Annotated in this window: 9 protein-coding genes; 3 read left to right on the top strand and 6 right to left on the bottom strand. The window is 45.3% G+C overall.

Annotation, left to right across the window (positions count from 1 at the left end):
- Positions 1-21 precede the first annotated feature (21 nt).
- The 6 genes from RH85_RS17775 to RH85_RS17750 all read right to left on the bottom strand — a co-directional run bounded on the left by RH85_RS17775 (position 22) and on the right by RH85_RS17750 (position 7,399).
- Positions 22-489 (bottom strand): Lrp/AsnC family transcriptional regulator, encoded by a 468-nt coding sequence (locus RH85_RS17775; protein WP_006714096.1) that lies wholly within the window; start codon positions 487-489, stop codon positions 22-24.
- 96 nt (positions 490-585) lie between these two features.
- Positions 586-813: a hypothetical protein gene (locus RH85_RS17770; RefSeq protein ID WP_006714095.1), complete on the bottom strand. Its 228-nt coding sequence runs from the start codon at positions 811-813 to the stop codon at positions 586-588.
- A gap of 178 nt (positions 814-991) precedes the next feature.
- On the bottom strand, positions 992-2,470 hold the full coding sequence (putP, locus tag RH85_RS17765) for a sodium/proline symporter PutP (protein ID WP_006714094.1): 1,479 nt from the start codon (positions 2,468-2,470) through the stop codon (positions 992-994).
- A gap of 91 nt (positions 2,471-2,561) precedes the next feature.
- Positions 2,562-3,254 carry a hypothetical protein gene (locus RH85_RS17760; protein WP_006714093.1) on the bottom strand — a complete coding sequence of 231 codons (693 nt, stop codon included), beginning with the start codon at positions 3,252-3,254 and terminating at the stop codon, positions 2,562-2,564.
- 14 nt (positions 3,255-3,268) lie between these two features.
- Entirely contained in the window at positions 3,269-6,397 is a 3,129-nt protein-coding gene (putA, locus tag RH85_RS17755; RefSeq protein ID WP_006714092.1) for a bifunctional proline dehydrogenase/L-glutamate gamma-semialdehyde dehydrogenase PutA, read from the bottom strand.
- A gap of 186 nt (positions 6,398-6,583) precedes the next feature.
- A complete protein-coding gene (locus tag RH85_RS17750; protein WP_006714091.1) occupies positions 6,584-7,399 on the bottom strand; it encodes an AraC family transcriptional regulator in 816 nt (271 codons plus the stop codon).
- Positions 7,400-7,838: 439 nt separating this feature from the next.
- Here RH85_RS17750 and RH85_RS17745 point away from each other — a divergent pair, with 439 nt between their 5' ends.
- The 3 genes from RH85_RS17745 to RH85_RS17735 all read left to right on the top strand — a co-directional run bounded on the left by RH85_RS17745 (position 7,839) and on the right by RH85_RS17735 (position 11,933).
- On the top strand, positions 7,839-8,939 hold the full coding sequence (locus RH85_RS17745) for a PEGA domain-containing protein (protein ID WP_006714090.1): 1,101 nt from the start codon (positions 7,839-7,841) through the stop codon (positions 8,937-8,939).
- 153 nt (positions 8,940-9,092) lie between these two features.
- A complete protein-coding gene (locus RH85_RS17740; protein ID WP_006714089.1) occupies positions 9,093-10,919 on the top strand; it encodes an SUMF1/EgtB/PvdO family nonheme iron enzyme in 1,827 nt (608 codons plus the stop codon).
- Positions 10,920-11,213: 294 nt separating this feature from the next.
- Positions 11,214-11,933: a helix-turn-helix transcriptional regulator gene (locus RH85_RS17735; RefSeq protein WP_006714088.1), complete on the top strand. Its 720-nt coding sequence runs from the start codon at positions 11,214-11,216 to the stop codon at positions 11,931-11,933.
- Positions 11,934-11,986 lie beyond the last annotated feature (53 nt).

Genomic DNA, 11,986 nt, shown 5'->3' with positions numbered 1-11,986 from the left:
GGTATCAATATCCGATGCAAACTAAATCTGAGCCGCATTCAATCCTTTGCTGACTTTGTGCTCTGCAATAACCACTTCACTGCGGGACTGAATCACGCCTGGAAGTTTGGCAAATTTTTCCGCCATAAAAAGCTGATAACTCTTCATACACTTCACTCGGACTTTGATCATAGTGTCAAAACCACCAGACAGGGTATAACACTCCTCAATTTCTGGGTGTTCAGCGACGGCACGGGCGAAAGATTCAAAAGGAGAAACGCAGCTTTGATCAAGGCGAATATGAATGAAAACTTGCACACCAAACCCCAACTTGTCCGCGTTGAGATCAGCATAGTAGCCACTAATGAAGCCTTCCTTTTCTAGACGTTTTACCCGATCAGAGCAAGGCGAGGTGGTGAGGTTTATACGCTTCGCTAGCTCAACAATAGGCAAGCGGCCCTGAGCATTTAAAATACGTAAGATTTCGCGATCAATTCGATCCAATTCCACTGAACACCACCTGATGAGTCATCATTTAAACAACACTATTCAAACAATCTAATCACAGGCTGAATCATATAGAAACGAGAGTAACGTAAGAAATTGTTATGCCACGTTGGCATTTGTTAATGAAGTAGCGACGGCTGGGCTGTGATGATTGCAACTACGACAGTAATACTGCTGTTCCATTTTTACATAATGGTCACCTTGCAACACGGTCACAAAAAAGCTAGCAAAAGATTGAAATAGCGAGCAATGTTGAGCTTCACAACGCTCCATCACAACTTTGTGCGGCGTGTTTTTATGGCAACATTCGCAGTACATCTGTGGCATGACTCTCTCTCCCTTGTGCAATAGTCATTTAGATTGACCCTGTTATAGTCCTTTGGTTCCAGAATTTATGCTGCGAACCACTTTTTTGTGATCGAAAGCAAATAAATATTCGGCAAAAAAATACAGCCCTACTAAGAGGGCTGCACTGTTTCGCAATTTTTATTGAGCAACGATAGGTTTACTCTAGTTCTTGCAACTGCTTTTCAAACTTCGCGTGTTGTGCTTTCACCGTCTCATCAGGTTCACCTGAGATTAGACTGACAACAACAATAGCGATGGTAGAGAAGATGATGCCCGGTACGATTTCATACACATCGAACACACCTCCGGTCAATTGCTTCCAAATCACAATCGTAACACCGCCGACAATGATCCCCGCCAATGCTCCATTACGGTTCATACGCGACCAATAAAGGCTTAATACCATCGCAGGGCCAAACGCAGCACCAAAGCCCGCCCAAGCATAAGAAACTAGCGTCAACACTGAACTATCAGGTGACATAGCAAGAATCAACGCAACAATGGAAATACCCACTACCGCGATACGACCGACCATCACAATCTCATCAGAGCTCGCATCTTGCTTAAAGACTTGTTTGTAGAAGTCCTCCGCCAAAGCAGATGAAGAAACTAATAGCTGAGAATCCGCTGTGCTCATGACTGCGGCAAGGATGGCCGCCAGTAAAATACCAGCAACAACCGGGTGGAACATCGAGTTCACCAACAACATGAAGATTTTTTCGCCATCATCCAGCGACACGCTACCTGTATTGGTGACGTAAACTAAACCGACGACACCAACCATTAACGCGCCTATCATCGATAGGCCAGTCCACACAACGGCAATACGGCGTGCTGTTGTCAAATCTTTATTGCTACGTGTCGCCTTAAAGCGCGCCAAGATATGTGGCTGACCAAAGTAGCCTAAGCCCCAAGCCACCAGCGAGATAATCGCAATGGCGGAAAGTGGCTCACCTTTCGAATCATTCCATAGCGTCAATAGTTCAGGGTTAATCGTTTCCAATTGGTGAGTTAAGTCACCAAAACTACCTTGCATGGTCGCTACAGGGACGATAATCAAAGCCGCCGCCATCAAAAGGCCTTGCACTAAATCAGTCCAAGAAACGGCTAAGAAACCACCAAATAAGGTGTAAGAAACCACACAAAGTGTGCCAATAACAACGGCAACGCTGTAATCTAAGCCGAATACGGTTTCAAACAATTTACCACCTGCAACCAAACCAGAACTGGTATAGAAAAGAATGAAGAAGGCAGAAATGGTCTGAATGAGCTTAGAGTTGTCATTAAATCGACGCGAGAAAAATTCAGGAATCGTTAATGAGTCGGTGGTAATACTGTAAGTACGCAGACGCTTGGCGTTAATAAGCCAGTTTGCCCATGTTCCCACTAGCAAACCACCCGCAAGCCAAAATGCCTCAATACCAGCGGCATACGCGTAACCTGGCAGGCCAAGTAATAGCCAACCACTCATGTCTGATGCCCCTGCTGACAATGCCGCAGGCCAAGGACCTAAAGTACGTCCTCCCAAAAAATAGTCCGTGGAGTTTTTGGTTCGTAGATATGCAATCACGCCAATTGCTAACATCAAAATCAAGTAAGCAATGAACGTCGTTGTAATAGCAAAGCTATTTTCCATGTGTTTTTTCCTCTTCTTTAAAATATCCCCTTAATAACGATGTCCTCCGTGGCATCACTATTAAGGGGTTAGTGAGTTATCTGAGTGATATTCAAAGATTGGCCGCGCCCAATAACGTCGCATTGCCACCCACTGCAGTTATATTTATTGTTCTTGTTCGCTCGGTGATAAATCGTAGCGATAAATGGGGATCATGAGCCACAGACAAACTGACCAAATCCGTTTCCGACACTAAGCAAACAATCGCCCCTTGGCGACTCGCCAACTGTCGGTTTAGATTCAGCTCCCCACTGGCTGAGCCAACAAATCCCACCAAGCGCACATCTGACTCCAACACCTGCGGTACGGCATCAAGCGCCGCGAATTGAATGAGATTAATTGGTAGAGATGACTGCTTATAAGCCGCCTCTAGTTCTGTTACAAAAACAAGGTCATCACTACACACAAGCACGCTATTACCGGCGATGAGTGCTGCCGTTAACTGTGCCAATAGTGAATATCTTGCCGCTTCTTGCTCTGTTTCCATGATCAGCAAACTCACACCGCGACCTGCGGTGTAAAGCTCATTACTTTCGCCCGTCGGCCCCATTAATTGATGTTGATATCCAATCAATGTCGCCGCTTGTTCAATATGAAAATGAACAACCTCGGCCCACTTTGGTTGGCGCTCCGCCAACGCACTTTTTAGCCCAAGTAGGCCGTCAGTTTTAGAATCGAAATCGGTTAGATTCCAGTTTTCCCATGCAGAGAAGGCATCTGAAAAACCAATGACTTGATGAAGCATAATTTCTCTCCTTCTCATGAATGAGCTTGAACACTAAGCTGAGTAAAACGAAATAAGTAGTGAGGCCCACCCGCCTTAGGCCCCGTCCCTGATAGCCCTTGGCCACCAAAAGGTTGAACGCCAACGACCGCACCAACTTGATCACGGTTAATGTAGCTGTTACCGACTCTGGTATGTTTTTCGATCCAACGATATGTGGTTTCGTTGCGGCTATGAATGCCTAGGGTTAAACCAAAACCCGTGGCATTAATATCGGCCACCACTTGCGCCACCTCACTAGCCTTAAAACGCACCACATGCAAAATCGGCCCAAATTGCTCTTCTTTAAGCGCACTAATCTGATCAATTTCAAACGCGCATGGGGCAACAAAATCACCATGCTGGCAGGTATCATCTAACGTCAACTGCGCAATCGTCTTATATTGCGAAGCCATTAAATCAATATGCGTGAGTAGCTTGTGCTTAGCATGAGCATCAATAACGGGTCCAACATCTGTTGAGTGAAGCTTTGGATCGCCGACTGACAACTCATTCATCGCACCTTGGATCAGCGCGATAATGCGATCAGCAATATCATCTTGGACAAACAACACGCGCAACGCGCTACAACGTTGCCCCGCAGACGCAAAAGCTGACCGAATCACATCACGTACCACCTGTTCAGGCAGCGCTGTGCTATCAACAATCATCGCGTTCTGTCCACCAGTCTCCGCAATCAAAGGAACGGGCTTGGTATCGCGGTTGGCAAGAGTTTGATTAATACGTTGCGCAGTTTGCGTTGAGCCTGTAAAGGCGACGCCAGCAATCGCGGCATGCGAGGTCAGGGCCGAGCCAATATCACGACCACGCCCGGGTAATAGTTGAATCACACTGGCTGGGAATCCCGCTTGTAACATCAATTCCACCGCTCGAGCTGCAATCAGGCTGGTCTGTTCAGCGGGCTTCGCCACCACAGTATTGCCAGTGACCAAGGCCGCTGAGATTTGACCTAAGAAAATCGCCAAAGGAAAATTCCACGGACTAATACAGACAAAGACACCACGACCTTGACGTGTGATGGTTCGTGTTTGACCATCAAAGCTCTTGATAGTAAAAGCGCTCAGTTCATCAACTTGCTTGGCGTAGTAACGACAAAAATCAACGGCTTCACGAACTTCATCAATTGCATCATGAATCGTTTTACCGGCTTCTTGGTGACACAAAGCCACCAATTCCGCCAAATTATCTTCCATCAAGTCCGCTAATCGCTCTAAAGGCGCGGCACGTTCCGTCGATGGCGTCGCTTGCCAAGCGGCGAGTCCTTCTTGCGCAGCGGCGATTGCTGCGGAAACATGATCAAGGTTTGCAAACGCAATCTCGCCCACCAAAATGCGACGATCATAAGGCGCATTTACGCTTTCAACTGCTATCTCGTCCTTGATCATGCTTTCGAAAAGGTCAACACCATTAATCACCGGTGCGGCTTGCCAATGATGAGTTAGCCAAGCTTCAACTTGCGCCTCAAAACGGTGCGCTTCGCTTTCAATATCAATATTAATACCGAGCGAATTACGACGCTGAGCAAAAATGCTTGGGGGTAACGGTATGTTGAGGTTGCAGATATGCTCAAAAGCCTGCAAACCATCGACAGGGTGGATCGTTAAGCTCTCAACGGGGCAGCGCGCATCCACTAATCGATGCACAAACGAACTGTTGGCGCCATTTTCTAATAACCGACGCACTAGATAAGGCAATAGATCTTTGTGGCTTCCCACTGGCGCATAGATACGCACAGGCTGGCGATAAGTCGCCATGACATGATTGTAAAGTGATTCCCCCATACCATGTAGGCGTTGGAATTCGTATTCATCATGGGCGGCCATAACCGCGATCGCCGTGACCGTATGAGCATTATGACTTGCGAATTGAGGGTAAATATTACCGCGAACCCCTTCACTGAGTAGAAAACGGGCACAGGCTAGATAGGCAACATCAGTGGACTCTTTACGGGTATAAACCGGATAATTTTGATAACCGGCTTGCTGAGACCATTTTATTTCACTGTCCCAATAGGCGCCTTTGACTAATCGCAGTGGAATGAGATCACCCTGCTCCTTCGCCAATCGGTTTAACCACACTAATACTGGCAACGCGCGCTTCGAATAGGCTTGAATCACCAGACCAAATTTGCCCCACCCTTCTACTACGTCGCTTCGATAAAGCTTTTCAAACAGCTTAAGCGATAATTCCAATCGGTCCGCTTCTTCGGCATCAATGGTAATCGCAACATCCAGTTCAACCGCACGACGGAGTAACTCTAATACGATGTCATGTAACTCACTCATTACACGAGCTTGATTGGCCACTTCGTACCGAGGATGCAACGCTGATAATTTGATTGAAACCGATGGGGCAGAACTGCGGTTTTCATCATCCATCTCACGGCCAACGGCCTCAATGGCCATGAGGTAATCTTTAAAATACTTATTGGCATCAGCGGAAGTTAAAGCCGCCTCTCCGAGCATATCAAACGAATATGTAAACCCTTTCTCACGTGCAGCCACGCCATTTTTTTGCGCTTCAGTGATGCTTCTTCCAAGCACAAATTGGTGCCCCATGATTTTCATCGCTTGATGCATCGCTTGGCGGATCACCGGCTCAGATAGCTTATTGACTAAACGATTGACCGCTTGTGTTGGATGGGGTGTTTTAGGCTCAGCCAAACCAACGACTTTGCCTGTCAGCATCAGCCCCCACGTTGAGGCATTCACAAACACTGAATCAGAATTTCTTAGATGTGATTTCCAATCCGCTACACTCAGTTTGTCGCGGATAAGCGCATCTGCTGTTGCGGCATCTGGCACACGCATTAAGGCTTCCGCCAAACACATCAGCAAAATGCCCTCTTGGGTATCTAAGCTATATTCCAGTAACAAAGCATCGATCATCTGAATCGATTTTTTATCCGCTCGAATCGCTTGGATCAGTTGGGTAGTTTGCGACACAATTTGCTGTTTTTCACTAGCACTTGCAGTGGCCAAAGGTAAAAGTTGCGCGAGCCATTGTGATTCATCCACCATATATAGCGGAGAGATCAACGCCCAAAGATCATCAAGCGGCTGCTCAATAAACTCGGCATTCAACACATCGGTTGCTGTAAACATGCGTTTTCCTCAATCTCAAACCTACAAATGTGCAGGTTTCCTACAATGGCTTGCAGTGTATTTTGAGCTTGAGTTGGATACTTGTCAAAAACTCCGGATTATTTGCTAAAAACTTCGTTATTTAACAAAGTTAAAACACGATCACATCACATTTAGCAAAATAACTCGCTACGTTTTCCTTCCATTTTAACTAATTTGTTTCTTGTACTGTGATGGAGAGATACCTTGCAGACGTGCGAAGGCGTGCGCAAACGTACTTTGGCCAGAAAAACCTGACAGCTCTGCGACTTGTCCTAAGGTCAAGTGACCTTGCTCGATCAATTGTTTCGCCATATCAATACGCTTACTTAAAACGTATTGGTGTGGCGTAATGCCTAACTGCTCTTTAAACAAGGAATGGAATTGGCTTTCGCCGAGGAAAACACTGCCTGCCAATTGAGCAACCGAAATTTTATAGCTGATATGGCGTTCGATATAACGGTCAATCGCTTCAAGGTCAAAGCGCGACTCTTTACGGCTGATCTGTAACGCAGAGATGTGGCGATGCAACAAGGCCATTACGGTATCATTACATGCACGGCTAAGCAGGAGATCCTCTGGGCTAGCATGCATCTCTGCCACTAGCATCTGAATCAGTTTTTGAATTTGACCATCTAATTGAAAATAGACATCAGCTTGGTTCAATTCATTGAGCTTTTGCAACATCAAAGGGTCTTGATGGCACGCCGAAGGCATATTGAGCACCAAAATATCAGACTGGCCAATCACCCCACCAAAAGCGTGCCCAGAGCCAGAGGTCACAACACACCCTTGACCTGGCCCAACCAAGTTCCCATACCCATTTACTTCAAACTCGGCTTGCCCCTTCAAACCAATCACAATTTGCGTGTAGCTATGATCATGGCAATCCATATAAGAGGGTAATGTCACCAACTCTGCAGGTCTTGGAGACAATATTTTGTCGCTGCTTGATTTCAATTGAACCGTTTTGTCATTGCTCATTAGCGTCTAATTTGGGGCGGTTTTGACTAATGTTGATGGTATAACAAATAGCAGTTTATCTCGATAAAATCCTCACACACTCATTTCACCTGCAAAAAGCACGAGCGACTTGAAGTAAGTTCACTTTCAAACTGGTTAAAAAGTGAAGGATAATGTTTCGGAAGAATGATCAAGCGCACACAAATTACGGCCTATGTCACTCTCATCGTAACCAAGTTGACTGAAACAGTAATATTTTCTTGCTTATTTCCGTGAACTACCCAAAATAATCAGTAGCACTTTAGATTTATTTTTATAAACTTATGATAGTCTTAGAGTTCAAAGTGCTAATAAGGATATCTAAGGCTGCCTCATACGACAGGCTTTCAAAGGACTGTCAAAACTTTGTCTTAAATATTTTTATATTTAGTGAATTAAAACAAAATTGTTGTAGAGACTTATGATCACACGTCGCATACCAGCGCTTTTGCTTGCGCTAAGCCCTTTTTGGGTATCGACCACGGTAAGTGCAGAAGAAGCTTCCGCTGATCCTGTTGCTGCCATCGATATCAAATTGAGTAACAAGCAATCCGAAATGAGCACGATTGCTACAGAGTACGACTCTGAAGCTCAACGCTTTCAACAACTGCAGAACGAAAACGCCAAATTCAAGCGTGACGAGCAGGAGCTAAATGCAAAGCGCAACCGTGCGAAATCAGCTCTGGACAAACAGTATAGCCGTCTTCTTGAAGATCCAGAGATTGACTTATTGAGCTTTCAACAAGCCTACCAAAATGCTTGGGCATCAGTGAAAGAGAATCAAACCACGCTGCTAGAGAGCCAACAGGCCATCACAGAAAGTGAAATCCGTCTTTCTCAAATCAAGCAAAAGCAGGCTCGTCTAAGTTCTGAGTTCTCTTACCTTGAAGAGCAAAAAGTTGAAGCGCGTGTAAAACGTCTTGGCGCGGAATTGCGTGAAAGTGACGTAATGCAAACCAGTTTTAAAACCACTTGTTCTGCAACCATGACACTCGGTGAATGTACCAGCCAAGGCCAGTACCTAACTAAGCAAAAAGCAGTTAAAGCGTTTAAAAATCAGTTAATGGATAGCTTGACTGAAACAACATTGGCAAAACAAAACGCCAAAGGTGTTCAGTTGAATGTTCACGTTCAAGATAGCCAAATTGTTCGCGCTGGGTTTGAAGGTAACAATAGTTACTTCACGGAAATGCAAGCACAGCTGCAAGCTAAACCAGAAGCGACTGCGGCATGTAAGCTGCTGAATGTCTCTAGCCGTTACTGCTTGAAAGATGACTCTAACAGCCACGTTAAAAAGCAAGACAAAAACTGGGTGAGCGTTACTGTGCGTTCTGACCAATACAACGATGATGTGGTAATTAACGGAGTTGATTACGGCAGCACACCTGTTGAAGTGTTGTTACCACGCGGACTACATAAAGTAACGGTTTCAAAAAACGGTTACCAAACGTATAACCGCGAAGTTACCATCAGCCAAAACGATACCGTTTGGGTGAAATTGCGCTCTAAAGACGACAGCTAATCCAAGCCAGCTCTTTACGATAAAAACGAGCCAATTCACAAAGATGAAGGAAAGCGCCATTTTGCTTCTAAGTTATCTAACGATAATTTAAGACAAAATGGCGTTTTCGTTTAGAATAAGCTAATTAAATTAATTGAAGATAGACATACCACGATGCGAACAAGTTTACCGACTCTTTTGCTGGCATTATCTCCATGCCTTATAAGCACTGGCGCACTGGCAGACACGACAGCAACCACTGTTGTTTCCATTGATGACCAACTATTTTCCAAGCATGCTGAACTAGAGAGCGCCCTCAAAGAGCGTAAAGAACAACTAGCCAGCGTTTCCCAGCAGCAAAAACTGCTGCTTCAAGCGAAAAAAGACAATCAAACACTGACTGAGAAGTTTGCCGGAGCCAAGGCTCAACTAGAGGCTGACTATAAAGCAATGATTGATGATCCTAACGTCGATCTTGCGACCTCGCAAAACGCTTATCAAGATGCGTGGAAAAACCTTAAGCAAAATCAGCAAAACAAGTTGAACGTTGAGCAGCAACTTGAAGATGCTAATCTGCAATTAGCGCAACAAGATGTCAAAATTCAAACCATTGAACAGGCCATCGACGCTTTTGACAGCGCAAAAATCCGCGCACGTGTTGAACGCCTAGAGACCGAGCTCTCCCCTAGCAATCAAGTTAACGTCAGTTTTACTAATCGCTGCCAATCCAACATGACCTTGGCTCAATGTGACAACCAAACTCGTGAATTGGCGCTACAAAAAGCGGTTAAGCAATTTCAAGCTGAATTGATCGCCCAAACCACTGAAGCGCAGTTGGTGAAAGCCAATGCCGCTAAAGTATCTTTCAACATTCATGTTATGCGCCACAAAGTAACCAACTCTGGTTTCTACGATGGCGAGCGCTACCGCACTATCATGGATGTCGACTTAGAATCGCGTCTCGACAACACCACAGCATGTACTTTGTTAGGTGTTGATAAGCAATACTGCTTCGAGCCGGGCTACTCTTCTGCTGAGCAGTTTAACAATGAAAAAGAAGTGGCTTGGGTAACCTTATCGGTTCGTTCAAATCAATTTGACGACCAAGTGTTTGTTGATGGCGTTTCTTACGGCAACACTCCGGTTGAAATAATGCTACCTGTTGGCCCTCATCATATCGTAGTGAAAAAAGAAGGCTTTCAGACTTTTGATCAAAACCTCAGCATCAAATCTGATCACCAACTACGCGCCAACTTGAAGCAAAAAGCCAACAGCCTTAGCGCGGGTGATAAGTTCGCTGATTTAATTAAAGGTGGCATCACAGCCCCACAGCTAGTTGCTATTGTACCGGGCGAGTACATGCTTGGCGAAAACGCATCAAATCAGTACTACCTTGATCATGCTTTCGGGATTGGGGCTATTCCAGTCACTGTCGGTCAGTTTGATAACTTTGTTCGTCAAACCGATTACCAAACCGATGCGGAACTCAAAAACACCTGTACTGCAATTGTTGACGGCGATGTCACCGCGATAGAGAAAAGCTATTGGCGCAATCCTGGCTTTAAACAAGCGTCAGACTCTCCTGTCGTGTGTATCAGTAAAAACGATGCTAAAGCTTACGTAACATGGCTCAGCCAACAAACCGGTTATCATTACCGTTTGCCGAGCGAAGATGAGTGGGAAATTGCGTCGCGTGCGGGCAGCCAAAGTGATTACTGGTGGGGTAACAACTTCATTACTGGCGAAGCCAATACTGGCTGGAGTAGCTCACCTTGGGCAAACACCAGCACCTCGCCGGTGAAATCTTTTAAAGCAAATCCACTTGGCCTATACGATACCGTCGGTAACGTATGGCAATGGACCAACAGCACTCAAGGTATCGCTAAAGGTGGTGCGTGGAACTTTTCTCCAGCAAAAGCCGTCGCCTACGAGCGCCTCTATTTATCACCAGCGAGCGCAGCCAACTATGTCGGCTTCCGCGTGGTTCGTGAAATTAAATAGAGAACGGTCACAATAGTCAGATTGAGGGGGGATTTCCCCCCTTTTTTGTTTCTGCTGCAAAGGATACATTGCACCCACGCTTTGGCACTACGTGCCATTGTCTGCATCAATAGTCGTATATTGATGTATCTATACTCAGCATACCCTCGCTGAGTCATAGAACCTCTTCTACACGTCGACAAGAATAATTCTTGTATTTGCCAGATATTGATGAAATGTCTGGCTTTTTTTATATATTCATGCCGAAGAATCTCTTAATATATACGTACTTAGTATCATATATGAGAATGCACCATGAAATTGGTGGATAATGGATTTGATTCGCTGATTAACCAATTACCCGGTTACTGGGGTTGTAAAGATTTAAACTCGGTTTTCGTTTACGCCAATCAAGCCTACGCTCAACTGGTCGGGTTAACTGACGCTGCCGAAGTGAAAGGATTGACCGACTATGATATGCCCTGCCAAACGGTCAACTGTGCCGATGACTTTCGACATCAAGATCGCCACGTTATTGAAACGCGATGTGCACTAAAAATATTAGATATCCATCCATACTCTGATGGTTCTTGGCGTGCGCATATTTTCACGAAAAAACCTTGGTATGATAACGAGGGGCAAGTTCAAGGTACGGTTTTTTTTGGTCAGGACTTAACCGAAACTGCCATTCTCGAAGTTGGTCACTGGGTCTGCCGAGCCACTGGCATTGATCATGCCCTTAAAATACCTAAAGTCGGTGAGTTTAATAGCGTAAAAGAGAAGCTGACAGCAAGAGAGCAGGAAGTATTGTTTCTTTTACTTTATGGTAAGAAACCCACTTTTATTGCGACAACCATGAACATATCAATCAAAACCTTTGAAGGCTACGTCGCTCGGCTACGCGCAAAATTTTGCGCCCACAGTCAAGCACACTTAATTGATATCGCCCTTGATCGTGGCTATGGTTCTCATATCCCACAAACCATGCTTCGTACACAACTTTCCGTGGTTCTAAATAATGAAAACGCCACATAAAAGTGGCGTTGTAATGCAAGCTCATCAAACCTTGAAAGTCGCTGGACTAAGAA

The organism is Vibrio ichthyoenteri ATCC 700023 (assembly GCF_000222605.1).
GTDB classification, from domain to species: domain Bacteria; phylum Pseudomonadota; class Gammaproteobacteria; order Enterobacterales; family Vibrionaceae; genus Vibrio; species Vibrio ichthyoenteri.
Note: the sequence above shows the minus strand (reverse complement) of the source record. Positions and strands in the feature narration are given on the sequence as shown.